The organism is Streptomyces sp. NPDC093089 (genome assembly GCF_044754405.1).
In the GTDB taxonomy this organism is placed as follows: domain Bacteria; phylum Actinomycetota; class Actinomycetes; order Streptomycetales; family Streptomycetaceae; genus Streptomyces.
On sequence record NZ_JBIVPA010000008.1, the window covers coordinates 64,924 to 90,204 of the forward strand.

A 25,281-nucleotide genomic window follows, 5' to 3' on the forward strand; every position below is an offset into this window, starting at 1 on the left:
CCCCTGGGTATCAATCCATCGGAGTCACGCATGAGTGCCAAGTCCACCGCCCCGTCCATCACCACCGCCGTACTGCGCAAACTCACCGAGGAAGGACGCGCACCGCGCCTGCTCGACGTGCGCACTCCCGCCGAGTTCCGCACCTCCCACATCCCCGGCGCCTACAACGTGCCGCTGCACACCCTGCGGGAGCACCGGGCGGAGCTGCGGTCCCACCTCGACGAGGAGATCGTGCTCGTCTGCCGTTCGGGGGCGCGGGCGTCGCAGGCCGAGCAGGCGCTCGCCGAGGTCGGGCTGCCGAACCTTCGCGTCCTCGACGGCGGCATGAACGCCTGGGAGGCGGCCGACGCGCCCGTGAAGCGGGGGCCCGAGCGCTGGGACATGGAGCGGCAGGTTCGCCTGGTCGCCGGCTCGATCGTGCTGACGACCGGACTCCTCGGCGTCCTGGTGCCCGGTGCCCACCTCATCGGTACGGCGGTCGGCGCGGGGCTGACGTACGCGGCGCTCAGCAACTCCTGCATGATGGGCGTCCTGCTGTCCAAGCTGCCGTACAACCGGGGCCCGCGCACCGACATCAGCGCGGTGATCGCGGAGCTGCGGAGCGCGGCGTGACCGCCCTCATCATCGCGGCCTCGCTGCTGATCGGCGTCAGCCTCGGCATCCTCGGCGGCGGCGGGTCGATCCTGACCGTTCCCATCCTGGTCTACCTGGCCGGGCAGGAGACGAAGGAGGCCATCGCCACCTCGCTGTTCGTGGTCGGCGTCACCAGCATCGCCGCGCTGATCCCGCACGCCCGCGCCCACCGGGTCCGCTGGCGGACCGGTCTGCTCTTCGGCGCGTTCAGCATGGCGGGCGCGTACGGGGGCGGCCGCCTCGCCGAGTACATACCCGGCACGGTGCTGCTCGTCGCGTTCGCCCTGATGATGCTCGCCACCGCCGCGGCCATGCTCCGCAAGCCGCGACCCGGCCGCGAGCGCGTCCGGACCGCGCACAAGGACCTCCCCCTGAAGCACATCGCCGTCGAGGGCCTCGTCGTCGGCGCCGTGACCGGCCTCGTCGGGTCGGGCGGCGGATTCCTCGTCGTACCGGCGCTGGCCATCCTCGGCGGACTGCCGATGGGCATCGCGGTCGGCACGTCGCTCCTGGTCATCGCGATGAAGTCCTTCGCCGGACTCGCCGGCCACCTGTCAGGCGTCTCGATCGACTGGGGCGTGGCCCTGACCGTGACCGTGGCGGCGGTGATCGGCAGCCTGATCGGCGCCCGGCTCGCGGGACGGATCCCGCAGGACACGCTGCGCAAGGCCTTCGGCTGGTTCGTCGTCGTGATGGGCGTCTTCGTCCTCGCCCAGCAGCTCGACACCGCCGTGTGGACCCACCCGGCCACCTGGTCGGTGCTCGGGGCCGCGGCGACGGTCACGGTCGCCGTTCGACTGCTCCGGCACGCGAGGCAGTCGCGCGCGGGCGCGGGGTGCCTCTCCCGGGAGCACCCGCGGCCCGAGGGCAGACCCCGCCAGCGCACGGTATCCAAATAGATCACATTCGCACCATTTATACCCCTAGGGGTATCATCGGGAGGGGGAAGGAAAAGGAGGAGATCCGTGCAGGTCGAAGAAGAAGCGATGAAGCCGGTCCTGAACCGCCTCAGGCGGGCCCAAGGACAGCTGGCCGCCGTGATCGCGATGGTCGAGTCCGGCCGGGACTGCAAGGACGTCGTCACCCAGCTCGCCGCCGTCTCCAAAGCCCTGGACCGGGCCGGCTTCAAGATCGTGGCCAGCGGCATGCGCCAGTGCCTCGCCGACACCCCCGATGCCCCGCCCATGACACAGGACGAGCTGGAGAAGCTCTTCATGGCCCTCGCCTGAAGTCGCCCCTCTCCTCTCCCTCTCCCCCTCCCCCTCCCCCTCCCCCGGATCGAGTGCCACTCGGAGTGGGTCAGTCGATGCAGAACTCGTTGCCCTCGATGTCCTGCATCACGATGCACGAGTCGTGGCCGTCGTAGAGGAGCTGGACGCGTACGGCTCCGAGCGCGACCACGCGCGTGCACTCCGCTTCGAGGGCGGCGAGGCGCTCCTCACCGACGAGCCCGGTCCCGACGCGGATGTCGAGATGAACCCGGTTCTTGACCACCTTGCCTTCGGGAACGCGCTGGAAGAACAGGCGCGGTCCCACACCGGTGGGATCAACGCACGCGAACCACGACCCCTGATCCTCGGGAGGCCGAGACTCCTCGTACGCGTCCCACGTGGCGAAACCCGTCGGCGGTGGCGGTACGACATAGCCCAGCAGTTCGCACCAGAAGCGAGCGAGACGCTCGGGTTCCGCGCAATCGAAGGTGACTTGGAACTTCCTGATGACCGACACCAGCGCACCCTAACAAGGGGCGCTCGGCCGACGAACGGGATTTTCGTCGGCCGGTCGACCGGTCGACAGCCCGGTCGGCCGGTCGGTCCTTCAGAGCCTTCAGGGCCTTCAGGGCCTTCAGGGCCTTCAGTCCGCCAGTAGGCACACCTTGTCGTCGTCCGTCACCTCGTACACGTCGATGCGGAGTGACCGACGGACATGGGTCGGGACGCGTTGGGCGGCTTTCGTCGACGAGGTGGGGACGACGAGGGCGTAGCGGATGCCGGGATCCTGGTCGGTCATGCGGCGGAGCAGCTGGCCGTAGGCGATGTCGGCGTCGATGCCCTTCTCGCTGGTACGGCCCTTGGCCTCGCAGATGAGCCGTTCGGGACCGCGTACGGCCTCCAGGTCGGTCCAGCGGTCCGTGGGGTCGACGGGGGTCCAGCCTTCGGCGAGGAGCCAGGTGCGGAAGGCGTCGACGACGCGGTCCTCGTCACTGGCGCGGGCCAGGAGTGCGCGCAGGGCCGCGAGGTCGGCCTCCGCGTTGCGGCGCAGGCGTCCGCGGGTGTCCGCGTCGAGGTCGGCGGGGCGGACGACGACGAGCCGCAGCCCGTGCGCGGGGATCTCGGAGTCGCGCCGGGCGTCGTACAGGGCGCGCTGTTCGCCACGGTGGACGCCGCTGACCGTCATGCGGTCCGGCTTGTCGAAGTGGGGCGTCGGCTGGTCGTGCTGGAGCTCGCGGTACTCGACGACCAGTCGATGGCCGGGCCAGTACGCGTCCACCGGCAGCCTGGCCCGACGGCCACCCGCCCCAGGATCACCGAGCAGCCAGTCGAACTTGTGCTGCGTCGAAGCGACTTCGCCGAGGACCTGGTTGCACAGCCCGACGACGTACGCCTCGTCGCTGTCGTCTCTCGTTCCCATGACCAGGCATCCTTCCACGCCATACCGACAGACGCCCCGAGGTCGGACAACTCCCTTGGGGCGACGCCATGTACGCCTTTCTCAGTGGGAGTTCAGAAGGTCGGCCGCCTGGCGCAACACGTCCAGGATCTCCTGGCGGGCCGTGGGCCGGGAGGCGAAGACCCGAGGGCTGGGGTGCCACGTGGGAAGCGTGTGGACTTCGGGAGCGTGTGCTTCCTGGTAGGCGGCCCAGCCGGCCTGGGCTTTGCGGCCCATGGGGACGACGACTTCGAGGGCGGGGAGCATGGAGATCACCTCGTGCAGGAAGGGCGCGGCGCGCTGGATCTCCGTCTTCCCCGGTGCAGCGATGCGGTCCGCCGTGCCCAGGTACCACGGCACGACGTTCCAGTGCAGGGACAGTTCGTAGCGGAGGCCGGCCTCGTTGCGCAGGTTCCAGCAGTTCTGCGCGGTCGGATCGTCGTTGTCGACGGAGATGATCCCGCTGCCCGTGCGGCGCAGCGCGGCCTCCGCTCCCATCGCCTTCCGGCCGGGCGCTTCCAGCAGGAACAGACTCCGCGCCTCGACGCCCCCGGACGCGGGGTCGAACCACGGCACGGACTCCCCTTCGCCGAGGCGCCCCCGCAGCTTCTCCACCCAGTCGTTCAGTGGCCGCACGACCGGCTCCGTCCGCACGGCCTCCAGCCTGGTCCGCAGGGCCTCCGGGTCACGGAGCGACCGTGGGGCCGTGGAGCGGAGGCGGTTGCGTGAGGGCGTCATGGCCGAGAGTGTGCCAGGCCCTCCGGCACGCCACGCAGGAGGGCGAGAAGCACGTCCGGACGGTCGATCGATCCGGCGCGCAGGGGTGAGCCGCGTCTCACCGGCGCGGTCGCGCTTGCTATGCACCTCGTTGCATAGCAAGATCCGGCACATGGCGCTCGACCACGCGATCCTCGTGTCCCTCCTCGAGAAGCCCGGGTCCGGCTACGAGCTGGCTCGGCGCTTCGAGCGGTCCATCGGGTACTTCTGGACGGCGACTCATCAGCAGATCTACCGGGTGCTCAAGCGGATGGAGCAGGACGGGTGGATCGATGTGCGGGAGGTCCCGCAGCAGGGACGACCGGACAAGAAGGAGTACTCCGTGGCCGGGCGGGGGCGGGAGGCGCTCTCCGAGTGGCTGCAGGAGCCCATCGAGCCCGAGAGTGTGCGACACGACCTCGCCGTGAAGATCCGAGGGGCCGCGTTCGACGATCCGGCGGCCTTGATCGGTGAGGTGGAGCGGCACCGGTCGGCGCACGCGGGGCGTCTCGCGCACTACCGTGCCGGCGAGGTGCGGGACTTCGGGGAGACGGTGCCTGGGGACGGTCCGCTGGACGCCGAGCGGGAGCTCCAGCACGTCGTGCTGCGGGGCGGGATCGCCTACGAGCAGATGATGATCGCGTGGCTCGACGACGTCCTCGCCACGCTCGAACGATTCCGCACCGAGCGGTGAGCCGGGCAGCCTCCGTCGCCGTACGGCTGCGGCCGCAGCCACGGCCACGGCTACTCCCGCACCCGCACCCGCACCCGCACCCGCACCCGCACGATACGGGCACATACCCGCCCGTCCCGTAGACAGCCCCACGCGCCGAGCTCCGGCGTGCCCCGTACACCCCGCACGGCGACCACTCGCACCACCGACCAGCGTCACGGCCGTACAGCCAGCATGTCCGTACGGCCGTGTGCAAGCACCACCACCCTCATCCCCAGCCGGAAAGGCGGACGTCATGGCCGACGCGCTGCTGTTCAACCCGCACACTTACGACCCCGCACACTTCGACCCGGAGACGCGCCGGCTGCTGCGCGCGACCGTGGACTGGTTCGAGGCGCGGGGGAAGCGCCGGATCATCGAGGACTACCGGACGCGGGCGTGGCTGGGTGACTTCCTGGCCTTCGCGGCCGAGGAGGGGTTGTTCGCGACGTTCCTCACGCCGTCCGCCGACGCGGGCGCGGGCGCGGGTCAGGACGAGGGTCAGGGCGGGGGCGACAAGCGATGGGACACCGCTCGTATCGCCGCGCTGAACGAGATCCTCGGCTTCTACGGGCTCGACTACTGGTACGCCTGGCAGGTGACCATTCTGGGACTCGGTCCGGTGTGGCAGAGCGAGAACGCCGCCGCGCGTGCCCGTGCCGCCGAACTCCTCGCCCAGGGCGAGGTGTTCGCGTTCGGCCTGTCCGAGAAGTCGCACGGCGCGGACATCTACTCCACGGACATGCTGCTGGAGCCCGACGGCGAGGGCGGCTTCCGGGCGACGGGTTCCAAGTACTACATCGGGAACGGCAACGCGGCCGGGCTCGTGTCGGTCTTCGGGCGCCGGACGGACGTCGAGGGCCCGGAGGGTTACGTCTTCTTCGCGGCCGACAGCCGCCACCCGGCGTACCACCTGGTGAAGAACGTCGTCGACTCGTCGAAGTTCGTGAGCGAGTTCCGGCTGGAGCAGTACCCGGTCGCCGCCGAGGACGTCCTGCACACCGGGCGTGCCGCGTTCGACGCCGCGCTGAACACCGTCAACGTCGGCAAGTTCAACCTGTGCACCGCGTCGATCGGCATCTGCGAGCACGCGATGTACGAGGCCGTCACGCACGCCCAGAACCGCATCCTGTACGGGCGTCCGGTCACCGCGTTCCCGCACGTGCGGCGGGAGTTGACCGACGCGTACGTGCGTCTGGTCGGCATGAAGCTGTTCAGCGACCGTGCCGTGGACTACTTCCGGACCGCGGGTCCCGACGACCGGCGCTACCTCCTCTTCAACCCGATGACGAAGATGAAGGTGACCACGGAGGGCGAGAAGGTCATCGACCTCATGTGGGACGTCATCGCGGCCAAGGGCTTCGAGAAGGACAACTACTTCGCCCAGGCGGCGGTGGAGATCCGCGGCCTGCCGAAGCTGGAGGGAACGGTCCACGTCAACCTGGCGCTGATCCTGAAGTTCATGCGCAACCACCTCCTCGACCCGGTGGCGTACGAGCCCGTGCCGACGCGACTGGACGCGGCCGACGACACGTTCCTCTTCCGCCAGGGACCGGCGCGTGGCCTGGGTTCGGTCCGCTTCCACGACTGGCGGGCGGCCTACGACGCGTACGCGCACCTCTCCAACGTCGCCCGCTTCCGCGAACAGGCCGACGCACTCTGCGAGTTCGTCCTCAAGGCGGCGCCCGACGAGCAGCAGAGCCGCGACCTCGACCTGCTCCTCGCCGTCGGCCAGCTCTTCGCGCTCGTCGTCCACGGACAGCTGGTCCTGGAGCAGGCCGCGCTCACCGGTCTGGACGAGGACGTGCTCGACGAGCTGTTCGCCGTCCTCGTCCGCGACTTCTCCGCGCACGCGGTCGAACTGCACGGGAAGGACTCCGCGACCGAGCAGCAGCAGCTCTGGGCCCTGGGCGCCGTCCGCCGCCCCGTCGTCGACGAGGCGCGGTCGGGCCGCGTGTGGCAGCGCGTCGAGGCGCTGTCGGGTGCGTACGAGATGGCGCCGTAGGCGTCGGAGCAAGGCTCTCGGCGTCGGCCCCGCCCTCGGCGGCATCGTTGGCGTCGGCTGATCGAGGGGTCTTCCCCTCCGACCGGGCCCGTATCCGTCCCGTACCCCCGGGAACGGTCTGGTCGGAGGGGCAAGTCCTCGTCGCGACGCAGGTGGAGAGGAACTCGTCGACGCCGTCGAGCGCCACCTCGTCCGGCAGGGGCTGCGGGGCCCCCACGGCGAGTTGGGCGTCGTACGTGTGCACCGCCATCTCCTGGAGCTGGTGCCGGGCCACGGCGTCGCTGGTGCGGGGCGCCGACCGAGCTCCGGTGCCTTCGCCGCGGGGCGAAAGCACCGGAGAACATCCGGGTGGGGCAGGCCCGCACTACAGACAGATCCGTACTACGGGCAGATCCGTACTACGGGCAGATCCGTACTACAGGCTGAGCGCGTCCTCGGCGTTGTCCACCCACGCGGTGACGGAGTTGTCCTCGGAGACGTTCAGGCCGGGCGTCGAGGCCTTGAGCGGCACCTGCGTGAGGTCGGACTCCGTGTTCATCTCCATGGCGATCGACGAGACCGTCTTGCTTTTGGGGCCCTTCAGGCCGCCCATGAGTCCAGCGTAGGCCGACTGGCCCGGGGCGAGCCGGATCGCGTCCTCGATGCCGGGAGCGGTGCCGCGCTCGGTGGCCTGTCCGTCGAGGTCGCCGAAGGTGACGACGGGGTGGCCGAGCACCCGGCAGGGCTTGCCGGTCTTGTTGGTGATCTTCAGCAGGTAGCTGCTGGTCGTGGGCTCGGCGAGGTTCGCGGTGAACGTCACGTCGAAGGTGCTGCAGGGGAAGACGTCGTAGTCCGGGTCCGTCGTCGGCTTGCCGGGCTTGGCGGGCGGCGTCGTCGGCTCGGCCGGCTTCGACGTCTTGGCGGGCGCGGAAGGGGTCGAGGGCGTCGTCGGCTCGGCCGACGCGGACGGGGAGGCCGAGCCGGTGGGGGCCGCGGTGGGCACGTCGGGGCCGCCCGAGGCACCGTCCTCGGAGGGCCCGCAGGCGGTGAGGGCCAGCGCGGACGCGGCGACGAGGACGACGGCGGCTCTGCGAACGGTGCTCATGGCGGTGCTCCCCCCGATGTCAGCGCACGGACCGCGCTGTGGTGAAGACCAGATTTGCGCGCTTGTTTCACAGTTCGGTGACGGCGTCTTACCGAATTCACCACGGTTCGCCCCAGGATTCCCAGAGGGATTTTCGGCCTGGGCGCCGACCCGGGGATCGGCACGACACCCACGCCTCCAGCACCTCCGACACCTCTAGGAACGCTCGGTGAGCAGCTCCGCCAAGCGGTCGACGAACTGGGTGAGCCAGTCCAGCCGCGGGCCGCTGCGGGCGGCCCGGAAGCCGTGGTGGCGGCCCCAGTAGGCGGCCTTCACGGCGTGGAACTGCGACCACCGCCGGACGCGTTCGCGGTCGAGTTCCGCGGCGTCGGCGAAGACGTCCAGGACGCGGTGGACGGCCTTGCCCAGGTCGTCCGCGGCGAGGAGGGACAGAGCGCGTGACTTCAGGAGGGTGCCGCCGTCGTACGCGGGGTCGCCCGCGTATCCCTTGGGGTCGACGACCAGCCACGGCTCGCGGTCGGCGGCCAGGATGTTGCGGGCGTGGAGGTCGCCGTGGAGGAGCGTGTCGGGCTGGTTCCGGCCGAGTTCACGGATGGTCGCCAGGGCGGCGTGCAGTACCCGGTCCGGTAGTGCGTGGGGCAGCTCCTCGGCGTCCGCGCGCAGCTGTTCCGCCCAGGCGTCGGCCTGTCGGCTCAGGCGGGGCAGGCCGGGTGGTGCGGGGATCGCGAGGCGGTGGTTGAGACGTCCGGCGACCGTCACCACCACGTCACCGTCCTCGACGTCCGCCAGGGTCGTCGGTCGGACCCGCTCGAGGAGCATGGCGAACCGTGCGTCGTCCCGCTCGTACAGGTGGACGGCGCCGCGGCCACCCCAGGCCGCGAACGCGTCCGGTTCATGGACGTTGCCGGGGTGCGGAAACGACACCTTGAGGACGGCGCCCTCCTCGGCCGGCCCCGGTACCGGTACCGGTCCCCGTCCCTGTACCGGCCCCCGCCCCTGTCCACGTCCGCGTACCGGGACGATGACGCCGACGCCGCCGTGCATGACCTCGCCGTCCGGTACGCAGTCCCACTGTTCGAGCAGCGTCTCCACGATCCCGGGCAGCTCGGCGAGCCAAGCCGCTCCCGCCCCTCCTTCGCGGTCGACGGTGCTCCGGGCGAACTCCTCCGGCATCGCGATCATCCCGGCAGCCTATGCGGCTGCTCGTCGCCTCCGCCAAGGACTTCGAGCGGGCGGCGCCGGCGGTGACGACGGAGGACCTCGGCCCGTTCTGGACGGAGCACCGGATCCTGTGGCCGACGGCCGGGGGCCGGGGGGGCGCGCGGACCGTGCGCCGGTGAGGGGCCGCCGAAATCGGATGGGCGGCACCCGGGACGTGGGGGACAATGCCCGCGATGATCTCCCCTGCAGAAGCGTTTCTCGCCGCTGTCGAACCCCTGTCACACGCCGCACGGCTCCGGTACACCGCCTCACGGCCCGTAGGTTGGGGGCCACCGGTGGACTACGGCCCCTTCTCTCGGCCCTTGACGGGCTCGGGCCGTACGAGCGCCGCCTCGCGGCGCTGGCGGCCCTGACCGCTGAGGAGTCCGGCCATCTGGCGGCACGGCTCGGCGACCCCGACCCCGTGGTGCGGCGGTACGCGCTGCGCGGCGCCCGGCGGCTCGCGGTCCCCGACGCGGCCGTCGAGGCCGCGTACGACGACGCGCCCGCGGTGGTACGCGCCGACCTCGCGCGCCTGCTGCGCGACGGGCGGCGGAGCGGACTCGCCGAGCGGTTGGTGGTCCGGGTGCGGGCCGAGTACGGCGACCGGGACGCGGCCCGCCTGTTGCCGGGCTGCTCGCCGGAGTTCACCGCGCGGCTGCTGCCGGAACTCTGCGGGGCGCTCGCGTTCGAGGACTGGAGCACGCTGGCCGTCCGCCATCCCGTCGCCGTCCTCGACCACGTGGAACGGGAACTCGCCGACCTCCCGCCGCGGTTGCGCGACACCTGGTGGCGGCGGCACGCCACCGGAATCGCCGCCGCCCTGCCCGCCTCTCCTGCGCGCGTCGTCGACCTGCTGGAGCGGTACGGCCCCGACAACCTGCCCGATCCGGTCAACGACCGGCTCGGCCTGCTCGTCTCGGCGGACGCCGAACGGGTCGCCCGCTGGATCATCGACCCCCGCCGAGCGGCCGCGCGTTGGGAGCGGACACCCGGCCCGTCGGTGATGCGCCAACTCGTGGCGGCGGATCCCCCGTCCCTGCCCGGAGTCGGGGCCCGCTGGTTCCACCGCAAGGCCTTCGGCGTCCTGCTGCGGTCGCTGCCACCGGCACGCCGGGCGGATTTCGTGGACGCCGTCATCGCCGCGAGCGGCCCGCGCAACACCCTGCACGCGCACGAACGAATCCTCGCCCCGCTGCCCGCCGCCGAACGCCACGCCCGCGCCCGTACCGCGATCGAGGAGGTCCGCACCGGACACCCCTCGGGCTGGTCGGGCTGGGACCTCTGGGGCCCGCTCTCCCTGCTGCCGCCCGCCGAGGCACGCCCCGAACTGCTGGCGGCCCTCGGCGGCGCCGACGCCGACGAGCGCGGCACGCTCTGGAGCCGGCTGGTCTTCAACGCCGGCCTCACCCGTGATCCCCGGCAGGTCGCGGAAGTCCTCGCACTGGCCGCCGCGCGTCTGGCGAACGACCGTGATTCCGTACGCGAGGAAGCACTGTCCGCCGTAGCCGCGCTGCCGACGGCTGTGCTCGTGGCGAGCACGAGCGCCCGGACCGAAGCCGTATCCGAAGCCCCCGTGCCCGTACCGCTGCCCATGCCCCTGCCCCTGCCCCTGGAGAAGCTGTGCCTCGACGCCCTGCGGGCCCGGGACTGCTCCTCCAGGACCCGGGCCACGGTCCGAAGCCTGGCGGTGACTCTGCTCGCAGGCTCCCCGGAGGGAGCACCAGCCGGCAGCCTCGGTGGTGCGGCGGCGCGCAGGACGGCGGTACGCGTCCTGGAGGCGCTGACCGCGCACACCGGAGCGGTGGATCTCGGACGGCTCGGCGGGGTGCTGCGCGGAAGCGGGACGCGGGCCGTCGTGGACGCGCTCGGCCCGTGGCTGGACCGGGCCGCGGCTCGCGGCGACTTCGGGCCCCTGCTCGGGCTGGTCACGTCGTACGGGCACCACGCGTACCGGGTCCAGGAGCTTCAGGACCGTCTCGAACAGGCCTTGCGCAACTGCCCGGACGGTGATTTCGGGGAGGTCGCCGCGGCTTGGCTGGCCGACCGCGCGACCCGTGGCGACCGCGTGGCCGCACTGGTGGCGTGGGAGCCGTCCGCCGTCTTCGTGGCTCCCGTTCTCGCCGTACTGGCGGCGGAGCGGACCGATCTGCTGGATCGGGCGACAACCGAACTGCCGGCCTCGGGAGGCCGGTTCCCGGTGACCGGCACGGCCCGGCCGCTGCCTCCGTTCCGGTACGCGGACCGGTGGGTGCCCCGGCAGCAGGAGGCGGCGGTGCGGTTGGCCGCGGCCGTCGTCTCCGATCCCGGGCGGGGGATCGACGAGCGTGCCGCGCTGCTTCGCGCCGTGGCGCCGGTTCCCGTGCACGGGCGGGCGCTTCTCCGGCGCTACACCGCCCCCGTACCGGACGCCGACGGGCTCGAAGGCACGGCGGGGTCCGCCACCGCTCCGTCTTCGGAGTTCGCCGACCCACCCTCGTCCGAGTCCCCGTCCAAGTTCTCGTCCATGTCCTCCGCCGCGCCCCCGCCGGGGTCTCCCGTCGACCCGGGCGAGTCCGCTCTGCGGGCGGCTGCTCTGGACGCGGCCGCCCACACGGACGATCCGGCGTCGGTGCTCGGCACCCTGCTCGACCATGCCGGCGACGACCGGGCGGCCGCGGCCTGGTCCGCCGCCGCGCGTGCTGCCGCGCATGCCCGGCCCGCACAGGTGGCGGCCCTGCTCCGTGACGTCCTGACCCGTGAGAACGGGGTGAAGGTGACGGTCGGGAAGGCCGCTGCCCGGCTCGCCGTGCACCACCTTCCCCGGGGAGCCGCTACGGCGCTCCTCGCCGCCGTGGCCCGCACGCCCGGCCTCCACCCGGACGTGCACGCCACCGTCGCAGGGCTGGCGGCCACGCTGCTGCCGGCCGAGGAGATGTGGGCGCTGCTGGAGTCGGTGGTGACCGACGGTCCGGACGAGGCCCGGCGCGCGATCCTGGACACAGGTCCGGCGGATCTGGCGCCGACCGATCGGCCGCGCTACGGGGAGCTCGTCGCCCGGCTGCCGTTCGTCGCCGAGGAACAGACGGCGGAGCAGGCCCTGTTCGGCCTGTGCGACTGGGCGCAGTACACGCCGGCGGCCGGCGTGGCGCTGGCGGAGGTGTACACCGACCTCGCCTCTCCGCTCAACATGTGGCGGGCGAGCTACGGGCTGACCACGCTGGCCCAGTCCGAGCTGCCCCATCCGACGGGCGGCGTGGAGCCCGGCAGCCTCGTCGGCGACGTCGTGGACCGGCTGCTCGAACTCGTCGCGGCCGGCGAACCCGAGGGCGGTGGGCGCGGTGGGGATCTCCCGGCACGTCGTCGTCTGCACTCGCTCGTGGGCTCGTCCCTCCGGGACCCTCGGCTGTGCGCCGTCCTGGCCCGCCGCCTGGCGTCCGAACCGGCGGTCGTCACGACCCGTACCGCCCTTCTCGTCCGGGCCGTCGACCTGACAGCCACCGAGATCGAACTCATGAGATCCATAAGGGAGTTGACGGCCGCCATCGAGGGCCGTCCCGTCCTCGCGGTCCGGGTGGCCGAGGATCTGGAGGAGGCGCACCAGTACGGCGCCTCTCTCTCCGACCCCTCCCCCGCCCTCGCCGCGGTCCGCGCGCTGGCCGGGGACGGAGGTGTCGTGGAGGGCCTGCTCGCCGTCGCTCTCGCCTCGACCGTCGGAGCCCGCCAGGGCTGGCCGGACGCCTGCCGGACAGCCGTGGTCTCCTTGCGCCGCCACGCGGATCAGGAGGTCCGGGAGGCGGCGCACACCACGGAGGTGGGCTGAGGCGAGCGGGGGCGGGGTGCGCGGAGGTGAGTGAAGTGCCTGGGGCGACCTGGGTGGGACGGCTTGGGACGGCCTGGGGCCGAGGCGTGCCCGCGCCCCGTGGTCACGCTGTACGCGCTCCCACGCGCCCCTCGCCCTCCGCGACGACCTGCCCGGTATGGCCTCTTGCAGGCCGTACCGTCCTTCCTCGTGATCACCCCCGTACACGAGAAGGACGGCGCCGTGCCCGCGTTCAGGAAAGCCCTCAGCTCGATCGCCTCCGCCACGGCCCTCGCCATGGGCCTCGGCCTCGGCGCGGCCTCGCCCGCGTACGCCGCGAGCTGTCCCTCCTCCGCCGAGCCGACCTTCAGGGGCGCCAAGGCCGAATGGGTGCTGAGCTGCTCCCGGGGCAGGCTCAAGGTGTACGGGTGGGTCGAGGACACCCTCCCGGACGGGCGCAGCGCGCTGGTCGACGTGTGGCCGAGCGGCGGGCACCACTGGAAGCTCGTCGAAGCGGACGGGGTGGGCGAGAGGACCAACTTCGACTTCGAGTTCCCCGGGACGACGTCGGCGTCCGTGAAGCTGCGGCTCAGCCGCTGACCGGAGCGTCCTGCGCGGGTGCGGCGACGCGGCGCAGCGTGCGGATCGCCGGGGTCGCGAGGAGGGCCACGCAGCCCGCCAGGCAGGTGCCCGCAGACAGCAGCAGGAACCGCTGCGGGGAGAGGAGGGCGGTCGCCGGTCCGGCGAGTATCTGGCCGAGCGCGATACCGGACACGGAGCCGGCCAGTTCGTAGGCGGTGACCCGGTTGAGTACGGCGGGCGGGGTGTGGGTCTGCACGCCGGTGGCCCACATGACCGACCAGAACGCCAGGCCACCACCGCCGAGGGCGTGGCCCGCCAGGAGGCCCGGCAGTCCGGCACCGAGCGCCACGGACAGGGGCAGCGCGGTGTAGAGCGCCATGGCCACGGCGCCGGCGGCCAGGGGTCGGACCGGGTGGACGCGCAGGGCGAGGAGTCCGCCGAGCACGGTGCCGACGCCGAGGAACGAGACGGCGAGGCCGTAGGCGTCGGGGCCGAGCCTGTTCCCGATGAGCGCCGAGCCGAGGGGGACGAGCGGGCCGAAGACGAGCACCCCGTAGGCCACCCAGATGAGGATGACCGCCCACATCCAGGTGCGGGCGCGGAACTCGTGCCAGCCCTGGCGCAGGTCGCGGCGGAGTGAACCGCGGTTCGGCGTAGAGGGGACGGCGTCGGTGGCAGGAGGGACCGAGGCGGTGTCCGAAGGGGCGAGGCGGATGAGTGCGAGGCACACGGCGCTGAGCAGGAAGGTGCCGGCGTCGATCGCGTACACGGTCCCGGCGTTGGTCAGGGCGATGAGGAGTCCGGCCAGGGCGGGGCCGAGCAGGTGGGCGAGGGCGTCGGCCACCTTGAGCGTGGCGTTGGCCCGCTGGGGGTCGCGGGCGACCAGCGGGACCATGCCGTTGACGCCCGGCAGGAACATCGCGACGGCCGCGCCGGCCACGGCGGCCATGGTCACGAGCAGCCAGAACGGCGGCGGCCCCGCGAAGAACGCCACCGCGAGCGCGCCCTGGGTGAGCACCCTGACGAGGTCCGCGGCGACCATCATGCGGCGTGCGCCGAAGCGGTCGGCGAACACTCCGCCGAACAGGACGAGGAGGACGAACGTCCCGGTCCAGACGCCGAGGACGAGGCCGACGCCGAAGATGCCGTAGAGCGCGCCGACCGCGAGGGCCGCGGCCACGGGCATCATCGCGTCACCGACGAGCGAGACCGTGCGGGCGGTGAAGTAGAGCGTGAAGCGGCGGTCCCACAAAGGGGTGCTGACGGGCGGTCGGCTGGCGGGCGTGGTGGCGGGGGCGGACGCCGTTGCGGGCCGGTCCCGGGAGGGGGCGCCGGGTCGATGACCGGACGGATCGCCGGAACGGTCGCTGGGCAGGTCGCCGGGCGGATCGTCCTGCGGCGAGGACGGCTGGGTCTGGCCGGAACGGTCGCTGGGCAGGTCGCCGGGCGGATCGTCCTGCGGCGGGGACGGCTGGGTCTGATCGTGCGTGGTGGTCACGGCTCGCCATCCTGGTCTACACCAATCGGCCGTCCCCAGTGTCCCGACCGACATGATGGGGTACTTTCGCGCCATGACGCCTCGTCCGCTGCCGAAGTCCCCGGCGCCGCACCGGGTGGTGGCCCTGCTGCAGTCCCCGCAGGCGACCTTCCCGCTGGCCTGCGCGGCGGAGGTGTTCGGTGATCACGGCCCGGCGGTCCCGGCGCGCTACGCGTTCGAGGTGTGCGCCGAGCACCCGGGGCCGGTCCGCACCCAGGCCGGTTACGACATGCTGGTCACGGCGGGCCTGGAGGCGCTGGAGCGCGCGGACACGGTGGTGGTCCCGGGTCGGCAGCAGCCGGCCGGCAGCACCGTGCCGCCGGCGGTGGTCACGGCGGTCCGCCGGGCGCACCGGCGGGGCGCGCGGATCGTCGGCATCTCCTCGGGCGCGTTCGTGCTCGCCGCCGCCGGGCTCCTCGACGAGCGGCGGGCGGCCACCCACTGGGCGCAGGCGGCCGAGTTGGCCGCCCTGTACCCGCGCGTGCGGGTCGACGCGGGGGTGCTGTACGTGGACCACGGCGACGTCGCCACGAGCGCCGGATCGGCGGCCGGCGTGGACCTGTGCCTGCACCTGGTGCGGACCGATCACGGCGCCGCGTACGCGATGCGCATCGCCCGCCAGATGGTGATGCCGCCGCACCGCGAGGGCTGCCAGCTGCAGTACGCCGAACTGCCCACGTCCGGACCGGTCGCCGACTCCCTGGCCCCGCTCCTGGAGTGGCTGGGAGGCCGGCTCGACCAGCCGGTCAGCGTGGCCGACATGGCGCTCCGGTCCCAGGTCTCGCCCCGCACCCTCACCCGACGCTTCACCGAGCAGCTGGGCATCAGCCCCGGTCGCTGGCTGCTCGACCGCCGGCTCGCCGCCACCCGGGCCCTGCTGGAGGAGACCGACCTTCCCGTGGAGACCATCGCCCGCCGGGTCGGCCTCTCCTCGGCCGTCAACCTCCGGCGGCGCTTCCACGAGGCGCTGCGCACCACGCCCGCCGCCTACCGGCGCACGTTCCGCGCGGACGAGGCCGGATAGGCGGGCCGGGGCCTCCTCGGACGGTTCGCCGGGCGGGCCGGGAGCCGGGGTCGATTGTCAGTGGTGGATGAGACGGTAGGAGCATCAAGTCGGGAACGGGATGAGGGGGATTCGCCATGTCCGGAAACCAGAACTACATCAACCACGTTGCTCTCGTTTTGGATGCCAGTTCGTCCATGTCGCACCTGAGCCGCAAGGTCGTCGACGTGGCCGACCAGCAGATCGAGTACCTCGCCCGGCGTTCGCGGGAATTGGACCAGGAAACCCGTGTCACGGTGTACGTGTTCGCGGACACGGTGGAATGCGTCATCTACGACAAGGACGTGCTGCGCATGCCGTCCCTGAAGCAGCTGTACCGGGTCGGCGGCATGACGTCGCTGCTGGCGGCGGCGCTGAAGTCGCAGCGTGAGCTGGCGGCGACGGCGCAGCTGTACGGCGACCACAGCTTCCTGACCTTCGTGCTGACCGATGGTCAGGAGAACGCGAGCCACCGCTGCCCGGATGCCCCCGCCCGGAATGCGAGCGCCTTGGTCAAGGCCGTCGCCACGATGATCGAGAAGCAGCAGGACAATTGGACGCTGGCCGTTCTCGTACCGGACCAGATGGGAAAGCGGGAGGCCATGCAGTGCGGTTTCCCGAAGGAGAACGTCGCCATCTGGGACGCCACGAGCACGCAGGGCCTGGAAGAGGCCGGACAGGTCATTCGGGAGGCGACCGAGAAATTCATGGTCGGCCGCACGAAGGGCATTCGTGGATCGCGGGCGGTGTTCTCGACGGGCGCGGAGGCGGTCAACAAGGACACCATCAAGGCCGCCGGTCTCACCCCGGCCGATCCGTCCGCGTACCAGCTGATCCCGGTCGCCCGTGACGCGGCGATCCGGGAGTGGGTCGTCGAGAGCGGGCACACCTACCGCACGGGCTGCGCCTTCTACCAGCTGAGCAAGTCGGAGAAGGTCCAGGCGCGGAAGCAGATCGCCGTCCTGGAGAAGAAGACGGCCCGGGTGTACACGGGACCCGAGGCCCGGGCCCTGCTCGGCCTCCCGGACGTGGAGGTGCGCGTCAAGCCGGACCTCAACGACGACTTCACCATCTTCGTGCAGAGCACCAGCGTGAACCGCAAGCTCGTCCCGAACACGCAGCTCCTGCTCATGACCTGATCCCCCGACGTCTCCAGCATCCCCGACATCCGCGGCGGGCCCCGGCGCTTCGGCGTCCGGGGCCCACCGCCGCCGGCGCGGGGGGCGTTCGCGAGCGGGCAGGCGTTCGGGGCGGCGGAGGGGCGGCCCGCGGGGCGGAATCAGTTCTGCGGCATGTCCTTGAGGAAGACGATGCCGTCGCTGTCCGCCAGGTGGGTCGGATCGAGCGGGGCGTAGCCGAACCAGGGGGAGACGCGGGGTTCGGGTGGGGTGTCGCGGAGGGCGGTGGCGAGGCGGGGGCCGTCGGCGAGGAGGCGGTCGTGCGGGAGCGCGTAGAGGAGGCCTTCGAGGGTGTTCGGCGGGGGTGCGTCCACGCCTTGGTGGCGGATCGTGCCGAGGGCGGTGGCGACGAACGCGTACTCCGCGCCGAGTCGGGTGCCGACCAGCGCGCCGGCGCTCCACCAGCGCAGCAGGGTCCCGCCCATCGGCATCGAGCTCTCGTGCCGCTGGAGATGGGCGTTGTGGGCGTGGACGAGGACCGGGCCCGTGGCGGCGAGGGCGAGGAGGTTCTCGGCCATCATCTGGTCGCGCAGGCCCACCAGGCGGGTCAGGCGCGCGGGCGAGTCGTCGGCCGTCCAGTGGTGGTAGCGCAGCAGGCCGACGGCGGTGCGCCCGTAGAGGCCCGCCCGGTCGAATTCGTCGCGTGAGGTAGCCGCGACCAGGTGGGGTTCGTGAGCGGCGAGCAGTGCCACGAGGTCGTCGGCGAGCAGGCGCAGGCGACGGGCGTCGGCGGACTGCCCGACGGATCGGGACGGGTCCCTCATCGCGGCGGGCTCGGTCCACCGGCCGTCCGGGCCGAGGAGGTCGTCGAGCGTGGCCGTGGCGCAGGGGAGCAGGTCCGCGTCCACCCGGGCGGCGAGGTAGCCGTGGAGGGCGAGCAGGGCGAGCCGGGGGCTCTCGGCGCCGGTGATCTCCAGTGGGCCGTCGAAGCCGGCGAAGCCGACGCGCTCGGGCGCGGGCTTGTCGGCGTTGTGGGCGCGCATCCACCGGACGAGCTCGCGGTTGCTGGCCGAGGCGCCCCAGCCGTGGCTGAAGCCGTGCTCCATGACCTCGTCGAGGGTTCCCTTGCCCGCGGTGACGTAGTCGTCCACGGCCAGACCCCGCAGGCAGTCGCTCTCGATCGCGACGGTCCGGTAGCCCTCCTGCTCGACAAGCTCACGGAACAGTTCGTTCCGCACCTCGAGCAGCATCTCCTCGCCGTGCGTGGGCTCCCCCAGGGCGAGCACTCCAGGCCGGGCCGGGAGCAGCCCCATGACAGCGGCCGCCCCGACCGCGTGGATGGTGTCCTTGATGTCAGTCGTCGCCATGCCTTCAACGGTATCGTTGAAGCTTCGGTGGAAACTTGGACGCGATAGCGTGGGGTTTCATGGGGCGAAACCTTCAAAGCGGTGATCGGCTCAGGCCGGTCGATCTGGCGCGCGAGCACGGTCTGTCCACCCAGGCGGTCCGCAACTACGAAGAGGCCGGCATCCTCCCCGCCGCACAGCGCACGCCCCACGGCTACCGCACCTACACGCCCCGCCACGCCCAGGCCCTCCGCACCTTCCTCGCCCTCGCCCCCGGTCACGGTCACCGGACGGCGACCGAGATCATGCGGGCCGCCACCCGGGGCGCGGTCGACGAGGCCCTGCGCCTCATCGACGAGAGCCACGCCCGGCTCCTCGACGACCGGCGCACCCTCCAGGCCGTGGAGGCCGCCCTGCGCGACCTGGAACCCGGCGACGCGGCGTCTGCCCGTGCGGGGGTCGTCGGGCCCGGCGAGATGTTCATCGGGCCCCTCGCCGACCAGCTCGGCATCCGGCCCGCGACCCTCCGCGCATGGGAGCGCGCCGGCCTGGTCCACCCCCGTCGCGACCTGCGGACCGGCTACCGCGTCTACGACCCCGCCGCCGTCCGCGACGCACGCCTCACCCATCAGCTCAGACGGGGCGGCTACCTCCTGGAGCGCATCGCACCCCTGATCGACCAGGTGCGGACGGCCGGCGGCCTGGAGCCGCTGAAGGCCACGCTCGGCGACTGGCACGCCCGGCTGTCCGCCCGGGGCCGGGCGATGCTCGCCGGCGCCGCCCAGCTGGACACGTACCTCGGGCGGGAATCGCTTTAGTTCTCCACGAAACGAATAAATCATACTTTTATGATCTTCGGTACTTACACCTGCACGCACCCCGCGGCGAGGCCGAGGAGGGGAAGCAACGGGGGAACCGTCAGGGAGGCGTCTTCATGATCGGGACCATCAGACAGGAACAGGCCGCGGGCGCGACCGTGATGGCGCCCGCGGGGCGGGACGGGTCGCCTCTCGTGGCCGGTGCGGTCCGGGGCGCGACGCTGGTGGCCGGGCTCGCGCTCGGCTTCACGCAGACCGTGCTCACGCTGGCGGTGCCGACGCTGACGGCCGCGGCGGGTGCCTCCGCCGAGGGCGGCGCGCTGGTGCTGTCCGCGTTCGGCGCGGGTGGGGCGGCGGGGTGCCTCGTGGTCCGGCACCGGAACGTGTCGCCGCTGGCCGGTCCGTCGCTCGGCCTGCCGCTCGCGGCGCTCGGGCTCCCCCTGCTGCACGTCCTCCTCGACCGCGGCGGTCACGCGATGGCCGGCGGCCTGGCGACCGTGACGCTGATCGGCTTCGGCATCATGCTCGCGATGACGCCGCAGATGGCACGGTTCCTCGCCGCCATCCCGCGCCCCCATCTCGGCGTGGAGGCCGCCCTGCTGCCCTCGGCCATTCTCGTGGGGTCGCCGCGGCGCAGGCGATGCCGTACACGTCGGCGGCGGGTGTGGTGCCGCTGCCCGCGGAGGCGCGGGAGCCGCTGTGGATCGGGACGGTCGTGGCCGCGCTGGCGCTCGGCCGTCCCGTCGTCGCGCTGGCCGTGGCCGCCGCCGCGGCGCTCCAGTACGTGATGGCGGACGCCGACACGAGCCCGTCGGTGAGTGTCGTCGTCGCGCCGGCCGTCGGGGCCGTCGCGGGCTCCGCCGCGTGGTCGCGGCGCGAGCAGACCGAACGCCTCAGCCGTACGCGCGCGACCGCGAGCGCGCTCCAGCACGCCGTGCTGCATCCCATCCCCCGGTCGCTGGGCGGCCTGCGCCTCGCCGGTCTCTACCGGCCGGCGACCGTCGACACCGCCATCGGCGGCGACTTCCTCGAAGCGCTCGACACCCCGCACGGCACGCGCATCCTCATCGGCGACGTGCGCGGCAAGGGCCTCCGGGCCGTGCAGACCGTGACCGACCTGCTCGGCTGCTTCCGCAGCCAGGCGCACGAGACGGAGGACCTCGGGCGGGTCGCCGCGTGCCTGGACCGCCAGGTGCGGCGCGCCGCCGAGGCCCGGGGCGACGACGAGCTCTTCGCCACGGCGCTGCTCCTCCAGCACCCCGGCGCGACGCACGAGCTGGAGGCCTTCAACTGCAGTCACATCGACCCCGTGGAGGTCACGGCGGCCGGCACCCGCGAGCTGTCCGTTCCGGCCGAACTCCCCCTGGGATTCGGTGCCCTGCGCAGTGGCGCGGCCGTCCGCCCGCACCCGGTGCCCCTGGCGTCCGGGGCGACGCTCCTCGCCCACACCGACGGCCTCAGCGAGGCGCGCAACTCCACCGGCGAGTTCTATCCGGTCACCCGGCGCGTGGCGGAGACGCCCCGGCGCGCCCCGGACGCCCTCGTGCGCCACCTCGACCAGGACGTCCGCGACTGGACCCACCGCCTGACCGACGACGTCGCCGTCATCGCGCTCGCCCGGCGCTGACGGGAGCGGCCGCCCCGGGTCCGCCGCACCGGGGGCCTCGGGTGGGGGAAGTCCCACCCGGCTGGCAGACACGCGACCTGGGCCGAGAGGGGGCGCGGAAAGTATGATCAGGCGATGTCCGACATGACAGAGACCACGCCCGGCTGGCTGACCACGGATGAACTGGGCAGCGCCAGGGCCCTGATGCCCATCCTGTACGTCGAAGCCGTGCCCGTACGCGTGGACGACAGCGGCGAAGTCACCAGCATCGGCCTGCTGCTGAGGATCGGCGCGGACGGAACGATCAGCAGGACGCTGGTGTCCGGCCGGGTCATGCACCACGAGCGGGTCCGCGACGCGCTGTTGCGCCACCTGGAGAAGGACCTCGGTCCGGTGGCGCTGCCGCGTGTGCCCGCGTCCCTGCAGCCGTTCACGGTCGCCGAGTACTTCCCGACGGCGGGGGTCACGCAGTACCACGACCCGCGTCAGCACGCCGTGTCGCTGGCGTACGTGGTGCCGGTGACCGGCGACTGCCGCCCCCGGCAGGACGCGCTGGACCTGGTGTGGTTCAGCCCGCAGGAGGCGGCCTCGCCGGCGGTGCAGGGCGAGATGCCGGGCGGTCGGGGCGTCCTGCTGAAGCAGGCACTCGCGCACGTGGGGCACGTGTACTGAGTCCTCGCCCCGGGGCTCTCCCTCGGCGGACTCGGCCGCGGTCGTACGTGAACGCCGTCCCCGCCCGGGATCTCCCCGGACGGACTCAGCCGCAGTCGTACGTGAAGGTTCCCTCGGCCGCGTGGGACGTGGGCGAGGTGATCACGAGGCGGGCGACGGCCTGGTGGGAGCCGGGCCCGTGGAAGGTCCACAGGAGGTGCAGGCGCGCCTCCTCCTGACCGCGGGTCAGGGTCTCGCGCAGGGGTGCGGACCGGGTGCCGTCGCTGCGCTCCCAGTGGTAGGTGAGGGTGCCGGGGCGGCCGTCGGTGCGGACGACGCCGACCACGTTCGCCGTTCCGTCGCAGCCGAGCGGCCGGTCGGGGGCGGTGACCGCGACGGCCCGCACGGCGACCCGGGGCCCGTACTCGCGCCAGGCGAGGAAGGCCAGGACGGCGACGAGGACGAGGGCCGCGAGGGCGTACCGCCACAGCCGTCGCCGGCGGGGCGCCGGCGGTGGCGGGGCGCCGGGCAGGGTGCCGTGCCAGATCTCGACGGCGGTGGGAGTGTTCTGGGCGCGGCGGGCGGCGACCGCGGTGACGCCCGGGCCGAAGCGCAGGACCTCGCCCTCCACGCGGTCGGGTACCGGGTCGGGTGTCGGGCCCTCGAACCAGTGGCTGCCCAGTTCGGTGGCGCTGTAGTCGTCGTCGTTCACGTGATCACACACCGTCGGATGAAGACCTGCTGGAAGGAACCGCCGTTCCCGGCGGTCGGGTTCGTGGTCGCGCGCGCTCCCCAGTAGCAGCCGGCGCCGCGGACGGTGTGGGGAACCGTGAGGGTGTACCGGGTGGATCCCTGGCGCCGGAAGGTGTCGGTGCCGTCGGGGGCGCCCGGCGAGCCCTGCTCGTCGCCGGTGGACCACGCGACGACGAGGGTCACCGGTCCCGTGCCGTCCGTCGTGATCTCGATGGTGGCCTCGGCGGAGGTCGGCCCGATCTGGCGGAGGCTCGTGACGGAGACGGCCTTGACGGAGACGGCCGGGGGCCTCGTCGGAGCCGTGGTCGGCGGGGTGGTGGGCGGGGTCGTGGTGGGGGTGGGCGGGGGCGTCGTCGGGGGCTCGGTGGTGGGTGCGGTGGTGGTGTCGGTCGGGTAGGGGGCGGTGGTGGTCGCGGTCGGGGTGGGCGTGTCGGACGAGGCCGAGGGTTCGGGTCCGGTCGTCGTCGCCGTCGGACTCGCGGTCGCGGTCGGGGTGGGCGGCGGGGAGGTGGTGGGATCCGGCGGGGCCGTGGTCTCCGTGGTGTTCGTCGTCGCGAAGGCCTGGGCGGCCCGGTCCTCGTCCGAGGGTTCGCTCCCGGCGCGTGCGGCGACGGCGATGAGGAGCGCGAGGACGAGCGCGGCCGCGCCCGCGGGCAGGCCGCGCGGGAACCGGCGGCGGGGGCGCGGCGCGGGAGGCGGGGTGAAGGTGGTCGTGGCGAGCGCGGTCGTGCCCTGCGCGGTACCTCCGGAGGAGGGGAAGAGGAGGGGCAGGAGCGCGGCCAGCGCGGCGAGTCGGCCGCGTCCGCGCTCCTCCCAGTCGGGGCCGTAGGCGGCGGTGGCGACCGACTCCAGTTCGGTGACGAAGGCGGCCGCGTTCTCCGGCCGCTCCTGCGGGGTCTTGGCGAGGCCGCGTCGGATGAGCGGGCGCAGCGCTTCGGGTGCCTGCCCGTCGGGTACGGGCGCCTCCAGGTGCTGGAGGGCGAGTTCGGCGAAGTTGCCGCCGGCGAAGGGCTTGCTGCCGGTGAGGCATTCGAAGAAGGTCGCGGTGGCCGCGTAGACGTCGGCCGCCGGTGTGGCGGGGGCGCCGTTCCACTGCTCGGGTGCCATGTAGGCGGGTGTTCCGGCGATGCCGGGTCTGCTGTCCTGTCCGGCCGCGATGCCGAAGTCGACGAGCTTGGAGGCCCCGTCGGCGGCGACGAGGACGTTCTCGGGCTTGTAGTCGCGGTGCACGACGCCGGCCCGGTGCGCGGCGGCGAGGCCGAGGAGCGAGCCCTTCAGGACGACGAGGGCGGCTTCGGGGCCGGTCGAGCCCTCGCGGGCGAGGAGCGCGCGGAGCGCGACGCCGTCCACCAGTTCCATGACGATGGCCGCGCCCTGGGGGGCTTCGACGTACTCGTAGAACCCCACGACGTACGGGGTGTCGAGGGCGCCGAGGAGGCGGGCCTCGGAACGGAAGCCGTGGAGGAACGCCTCGTCGGAGCGGAGGCGCTCGCCCAGGTACTTCACCGCGACCGGTGTCCCGGTCGCGTCGTGTCTGGCCAGCACGACGCGGCCGCTGCCGCCCGCGCCAAGTTCCCGGGACTCGGTGTATCCCGGGACCACCCATGCGCTCATGTGTTTCCCCCCTCGGCGCCGTGGCCGTTCGTCCACAGGGACAGATTCTCGCCACGGCCGGTTCCCGGGGAAAGGGAGGGAAGCGGAAAAACGGGGACGGCCCCCCACGATGTGGGGGGCCGTCCGTGCGCGGTGTGCGCCGCGGGGGTCAGGGAGTGATCTTCAGGAGCTTGTTGGCGGTGCCGGCGGAGGGGTTCTTGATGGTGTCCGCCGTGGCCGCGCCGGTGAGCGCGGCGGCGGTGTCGGCCGGGGTGGCCGTCGGGTTGGCCGCCAGGTAGAGGGCCACGGCTCCCGCGACGTGGGGCGTGGCCATGGAGGTGCCGGAGATCGTCTTGACCCCGGTGTCGCTGTCGTTCCAGTCGGACGTGATGTCCGAGCCGGGGGCGTAGAGGTCGACCACGGCGCCGAAGTTGGAGAAGTCGGACTGCTCGTCGTCCTTGGTGCTCGAGGCCACGGTGAGGGCTTCGGGGACCCGGGACGGCGAGCCCTGGCCGGCGTCGGAGGATTCGTTGCCCGCGGCGACGGCGAAGGTCACGCCGGAGGCGATGGCGCGCTGGACGGCCTCGTCGAGGGCCTCGTCGGCGCCGCCGCCGAGGCTCATGTTCGCGACGGAGGGGCCGGTGTGGTTCTTCGTCACCCAGTCGATGCCCGCGACGACCTGCTCGGTGGTACCGGAGCCGTTGTCGTCGAGGACCCGCACGGCGACGATCTTCGCCTTCTTGGCGACTCCGTGGGAGGTGCCGGCGATGGTGCCCGCGACGTGGGTGCCGTGGCCGTTGCCGTCGTCGGCCGAGTCGTCGTTGTCGACGGCGTCGAAGCCGTGGGTGGCGCGGCCGCCGAAGTCCTGGTGCGAGATCCGGACGCCGGTGTCGATGACGTACGCGGTCACGCCCTCTCCCCCGCCGTCGGGGTAGGTGTACTTGTCGTCGCCGGCGGTCTCGGCCTGGTCGATCCGGTCCAGGCCCCAGGACGGGGGCTTCTCCTGGGTCTCCTTGATGCTGAACCGCTTGTTCTGCACGACGGTTTCGACGGCGGGGTCGGCGGCGAGCCGCTTGGCCTCCTGGACGGTCATGCCGGAGGCGGAGAAGCCGTTGACCTTCGAGCCGTAGGAGCGCTGGAGGGTGCCGCCGTACTTCTTCGCCAGGTCCTCCTTGTTCGCGGATGCGTCGAGGATGACGACGAAGCTGCCGTCCACGGCGCCGGGGGCGCCGAGTCCGTGCACGGTCCCTTCGGCCGGGGTTGCGGCCCCGGCGAGGTTGGTCGCGAACAGCGCGGCGGCGGCTGCTCCTGCCACACCTGTGACTATGGCCGCGTTGCGAAGTCCGTGGGATCGCTTGTGAGTTGCCATGGAAGTGGTTCTCTCCTCGTGTTGACGTGTGGGGCGTCAAACGTTC

The 25,281-nt window shown here is 72.7% G+C and carries 24 protein-coding genes; 14 read left to right on the plus strand and 10 right to left on the minus strand.

Features of this window, described 5'->3' with window-relative positions:
- Positions 1-30: 30 nt before the first annotated feature.
- From ACIQFX_RS19750 to ACIQFX_RS19760, 3 genes are all read left to right on the plus strand, one after another.
- Entirely contained in the window at positions 31-612 is a 582-nt protein-coding gene (locus ACIQFX_RS19750; RefSeq protein ID WP_402464767.1) for a rhodanese-like domain-containing protein, read from the plus strand.
- The gene (locus ACIQFX_RS19755) at positions 609-1,532 is read left to right on the plus strand and encodes a sulfite exporter TauE/SafE family protein (protein WP_402464769.1); all 924 of its coding nucleotides are present in this window, start codon (positions 609-611) and stop codon (positions 1,530-1,532) included. Before ACIQFX_RS19750 ends, ACIQFX_RS19755 begins: the two co-directional genes overlap by 4 nt.
- An 87-nt stretch (positions 1,533-1,619) precedes the next feature.
- Positions 1,620-1,862, plus strand: a complete 243-nt coding sequence (locus ACIQFX_RS19760; RefSeq protein WP_376482374.1) for a metal-sensitive transcriptional regulator — start codon at positions 1,620-1,622, stop codon at positions 1,860-1,862.
- Positions 1,863-1,932: 70 nt separating this feature from the next.
- On the opposite strand, the gene ACIQFX_RS19765 is transcribed toward ACIQFX_RS19760, so the two are convergent.
- The 3 genes from ACIQFX_RS19765 to ACIQFX_RS19775 all read right to left on the minus strand — a co-directional run bounded on the left by ACIQFX_RS19765 (position 1,933) and on the right by ACIQFX_RS19775 (position 4,020).
- The gene (locus tag ACIQFX_RS19765) at positions 1,933-2,361 is read right to left on the minus strand and encodes a VOC family protein (protein ID WP_402464771.1); all 429 of its coding nucleotides are present in this window, start codon (positions 2,359-2,361) and stop codon (positions 1,933-1,935) included.
- A 126-nt stretch (positions 2,362-2,487) separates the two neighbouring features.
- Complete coding sequence (locus ACIQFX_RS19770; RefSeq protein ID WP_402464773.1) at positions 2,488-3,264, minus strand: hypothetical protein; 777 nt, start codon at positions 3,262-3,264, stop codon at positions 2,488-2,490.
- A gap of 81 nt (positions 3,265-3,345) precedes the next feature.
- Complete coding sequence (locus ACIQFX_RS19775) at positions 3,346-4,020, minus strand: uracil-DNA glycosylase (RefSeq protein WP_402464775.1); 675 nt, start codon at positions 4,018-4,020, stop codon at positions 3,346-3,348.
- A gap of 151 nt (positions 4,021-4,171) precedes the next feature.
- Between ACIQFX_RS19775 and ACIQFX_RS19780 the strand changes: the two genes are divergently transcribed.
- The gene (locus ACIQFX_RS19780; RefSeq protein ID WP_402464777.1) at positions 4,172-4,732 is read left to right on the plus strand and encodes a PadR family transcriptional regulator; all 561 of its coding nucleotides are present in this window, start codon (positions 4,172-4,174) and stop codon (positions 4,730-4,732) included.
- A gap of 274 nt (positions 4,733-5,006) precedes the next feature.
- Positions 5,007-6,755: an acyl-CoA dehydrogenase family protein gene (locus tag ACIQFX_RS19785; RefSeq protein ID WP_402464779.1), complete on the plus strand. Its 1,749-nt coding sequence runs from the start codon at positions 5,007-5,009 to the stop codon at positions 6,753-6,755.
- 415 nt (positions 6,756-7,170) lie between these two features.
- Here the strand turns inward: ACIQFX_RS19785 and ACIQFX_RS19790 are convergent, their stop codons facing one another.
- Positions 7,171-7,839 (minus strand): DUF4232 domain-containing protein, encoded by a 669-nt coding sequence (locus ACIQFX_RS19790; RefSeq protein ID WP_402464781.1) that lies wholly within the window; start codon positions 7,837-7,839, stop codon positions 7,171-7,173.
- Between the two features lie 195 nt (positions 7,840-8,034).
- A complete protein-coding gene (locus ACIQFX_RS19795) occupies positions 8,035-9,021 on the minus strand; it encodes an aminoglycoside phosphotransferase family protein (protein WP_402464783.1) in 987 nt (328 codons plus the stop codon).
- Between the two features lie 11 nt (positions 9,022-9,032).
- On the opposite strand from ACIQFX_RS19795, the gene ACIQFX_RS19800 reads away from it, so the two are divergent.
- The 3 genes from ACIQFX_RS19800 to ACIQFX_RS19810 all read left to right on the plus strand — a co-directional run bounded on the left by ACIQFX_RS19800 (position 9,033) and on the right by ACIQFX_RS19810 (position 13,420).
- On the plus strand, positions 9,033-9,179 hold the full coding sequence (locus tag ACIQFX_RS19800) for a hypothetical protein (RefSeq protein WP_402464785.1): 147 nt from the start codon (positions 9,033-9,035) through the stop codon (positions 9,177-9,179).
- Between the two features lie 143 nt (positions 9,180-9,322).
- Positions 9,323-12,841: a hypothetical protein gene (locus ACIQFX_RS19805; RefSeq protein ID WP_402464787.1), complete on the plus strand. Its 3,519-nt coding sequence runs from the start codon at positions 9,323-9,325 to the stop codon at positions 12,839-12,841.
- Between the two features lie 189 nt (positions 12,842-13,030).
- On the plus strand, positions 13,031-13,420 hold the full coding sequence (locus ACIQFX_RS19810; RefSeq protein WP_402464789.1) for a hypothetical protein: 390 nt from the start codon (positions 13,031-13,033) through the stop codon (positions 13,418-13,420).
- Here the strand turns inward: ACIQFX_RS19810 and ACIQFX_RS19815 are convergent.
- Complete coding sequence (locus tag ACIQFX_RS19815) at positions 13,410-14,900, minus strand: MFS transporter (RefSeq protein ID WP_402464791.1); 1,491 nt, start codon at positions 14,898-14,900, stop codon at positions 13,410-13,412. The genes ACIQFX_RS19810 and ACIQFX_RS19815 overlap by 11 nt on opposite strands.
- A 73-nt stretch (positions 14,901-14,973) precedes the next feature.
- Here ACIQFX_RS19815 and ACIQFX_RS19820 point away from each other — a divergent pair, with 73 nt between their 5' ends.
- Positions 14,974-15,963, plus strand: coding sequence for a GlxA family transcriptional regulator (locus ACIQFX_RS19820; protein WP_402464793.1), 990 nt, complete (start codon positions 14,974-14,976; stop codon positions 15,961-15,963).
- Between the two features lie 116 nt (positions 15,964-16,079).
- Complete coding sequence (locus tag ACIQFX_RS19825) at positions 16,080-17,120, plus strand: vWA domain-containing protein (protein ID WP_402464795.1); 1,041 nt, start codon at positions 16,080-16,082, stop codon at positions 17,118-17,120.
- 140 nt (positions 17,121-17,260) lie between these two features.
- Here ACIQFX_RS19825 and ACIQFX_RS19830 read toward each other — a convergent pair whose 3' ends face one another.
- Positions 17,261-18,466 carry an erythromycin esterase family protein gene (locus ACIQFX_RS19830; RefSeq protein WP_402464798.1) on the minus strand — a complete coding sequence of 402 codons (1,206 nt, stop codon included), beginning with the start codon at positions 18,464-18,466 and terminating at the stop codon, positions 17,261-17,263.
- Positions 18,467-18,525: 59 nt separating this feature from the next.
- Here ACIQFX_RS19830 and ACIQFX_RS19835 point away from each other — a divergent pair, with 59 nt between their 5' ends.
- The 4 genes from ACIQFX_RS19835 to ACIQFX_RS19850 all read left to right on the plus strand — a co-directional run bounded on the left by ACIQFX_RS19835 (position 18,526) and on the right by ACIQFX_RS19850 (position 21,541).
- Entirely contained in the window at positions 18,526-19,263 is a 738-nt protein-coding gene (locus tag ACIQFX_RS19835; RefSeq protein WP_402464800.1) for a TioE family transcriptional regulator, read from the plus strand.
- A 116-nt stretch (positions 19,264-19,379) separates the two neighbouring features.
- Positions 19,380-20,051 (plus strand): hypothetical protein, encoded by a 672-nt coding sequence (locus ACIQFX_RS19840; RefSeq protein WP_402464802.1) that lies wholly within the window; start codon positions 19,380-19,382, stop codon positions 20,049-20,051.
- On the plus strand, positions 20,051-20,890 hold the full coding sequence (locus ACIQFX_RS19845) for a PP2C family protein-serine/threonine phosphatase (protein ID WP_402465606.1): 840 nt from the start codon (positions 20,051-20,053) through the stop codon (positions 20,888-20,890). Before ACIQFX_RS19840 ends, ACIQFX_RS19845 begins: the two co-directional genes overlap by 1 nt.
- Positions 20,891-21,013: 123 nt before the next feature.
- Positions 21,014-21,541, plus strand: a complete 528-nt coding sequence (locus ACIQFX_RS19850) for an NUDIX hydrolase family protein (RefSeq protein WP_402465609.1) — start codon at positions 21,014-21,016, stop codon at positions 21,539-21,541.
- Between the two features lie 85 nt (positions 21,542-21,626).
- Here ACIQFX_RS19850 and ACIQFX_RS19855 read toward each other — a convergent pair whose 3' ends face one another.
- The 3 genes from ACIQFX_RS19855 to ACIQFX_RS19865 all read right to left on the minus strand — a co-directional run bounded on the left by ACIQFX_RS19855 (position 21,627) and on the right by ACIQFX_RS19865 (position 25,235).
- Positions 21,627-22,232 carry a hypothetical protein gene (locus ACIQFX_RS19855; protein ID WP_402464805.1) on the minus strand — a complete coding sequence of 202 codons (606 nt, stop codon included), beginning with the start codon at positions 22,230-22,232 and terminating at the stop codon, positions 21,627-21,629.
- Entirely contained in the window at positions 22,229-23,887 is a 1,659-nt protein-coding gene (locus ACIQFX_RS19860) for a serine/threonine-protein kinase (protein ID WP_402464808.1), read from the minus strand. Before ACIQFX_RS19860 ends, ACIQFX_RS19855 begins: the two co-directional genes overlap by 4 nt.
- Positions 23,888-24,035: 148 nt before the next feature.
- Positions 24,036-25,235 carry a S8 family serine peptidase gene (locus tag ACIQFX_RS19865; RefSeq protein WP_402464811.1) on the minus strand — a complete coding sequence of 400 codons (1,200 nt, stop codon included), beginning with the start codon at positions 25,233-25,235 and terminating at the stop codon, positions 24,036-24,038.
- Between the last annotated feature and the right edge of the window lie 46 nt (positions 25,236-25,281).

Excerpts from the sequence above, each read along its gene's own strand:
- ACIQFX_RS19750 (WP_402464767.1), top strand. The coding sequence starts at position 31 with ATGAGTGCCAAGTCCACCGCCCCGTCCATCACCACCGCCGTACTGCGC.
- ACIQFX_RS19760 (WP_376482374.1), top strand. The coding sequence starts at position 1,620 with ATGAAGCCGGTCCTGAACCGCCTCAGGCGGGCCCAAGGACAGCTGGCC.
- ACIQFX_RS19770 (WP_402464773.1), bottom strand. The coding sequence starts at position 3,264 with ATGGGAACGAGAGACGACAGCGACGAGGCGTACGTCGTCGGGCTGTGC.
- ACIQFX_RS19775 (WP_402464775.1), bottom strand. The coding sequence starts at position 4,020 with ATGACGCCCTCACGCAACCGCCTCCGCTCCACGGCCCCACGGTCGCTC.
- ACIQFX_RS19780 (WP_402464777.1), top strand. The coding sequence starts at position 4,172 with ATGGCGCTCGACCACGCGATCCTCGTGTCCCTCCTCGAGAAGCCCGGG.
- ACIQFX_RS19785 (WP_402464779.1), top strand. The coding sequence starts at position 5,007 with ATGGCCGACGCGCTGCTGTTCAACCCGCACACTTACGACCCCGCACAC.
- ACIQFX_RS19790 (WP_402464781.1), bottom strand. The coding sequence starts at position 7,839 with ATGAGCACCGTTCGCAGAGCCGCCGTCGTCCTCGTCGCCGCGTCCGCG.
- ACIQFX_RS19795 (WP_402464783.1), bottom strand. The coding sequence starts at position 9,021 with ATGATCGCGATGCCGGAGGAGTTCGCCCGGAGCACCGTCGACCGCGAA.
- ACIQFX_RS19800 (WP_402464785.1), top strand. The coding sequence starts at position 9,033 with ATGCGGCTGCTCGTCGCCTCCGCCAAGGACTTCGAGCGGGCGGCGCCG.
- ACIQFX_RS19820 (WP_402464793.1), top strand. The coding sequence starts at position 14,974 with ATGACGCCTCGTCCGCTGCCGAAGTCCCCGGCGCCGCACCGGGTGGTG.
- ACIQFX_RS19825 (WP_402464795.1), top strand. The coding sequence starts at position 16,080 with ATGTCCGGAAACCAGAACTACATCAACCACGTTGCTCTCGTTTTGGAT.
- ACIQFX_RS19830 (WP_402464798.1), bottom strand. The coding sequence starts at position 18,466 with ATGGCGACGACTGACATCAAGGACACCATCCACGCGGTCGGGGCGGCC.
- ACIQFX_RS19835 (WP_402464800.1), top strand. The coding sequence starts at position 18,526 with ATGGGGCGAAACCTTCAAAGCGGTGATCGGCTCAGGCCGGTCGATCTG.
- ACIQFX_RS19840 (WP_402464802.1), top strand. The coding sequence starts at position 19,380 with ATGATCGGGACCATCAGACAGGAACAGGCCGCGGGCGCGACCGTGATG.
- ACIQFX_RS19845 (WP_402465606.1), top strand. The coding sequence starts at position 20,051 with ATGGCGGACGCCGACACGAGCCCGTCGGTGAGTGTCGTCGTCGCGCCG.
- ACIQFX_RS19850 (WP_402465609.1), top strand. The coding sequence starts at position 21,014 with ATGACAGAGACCACGCCCGGCTGGCTGACCACGGATGAACTGGGCAGC.
- ACIQFX_RS19860 (WP_402464808.1), bottom strand. The coding sequence starts at position 23,887 with ATGAGCGCATGGGTGGTCCCGGGATACACCGAGTCCCGGGAACTTGGC.
- ACIQFX_RS19865 (WP_402464811.1), bottom strand. The coding sequence starts at position 25,235 with ATGGCAACTCACAAGCGATCCCACGGACTTCGCAACGCGGCCATAGTC.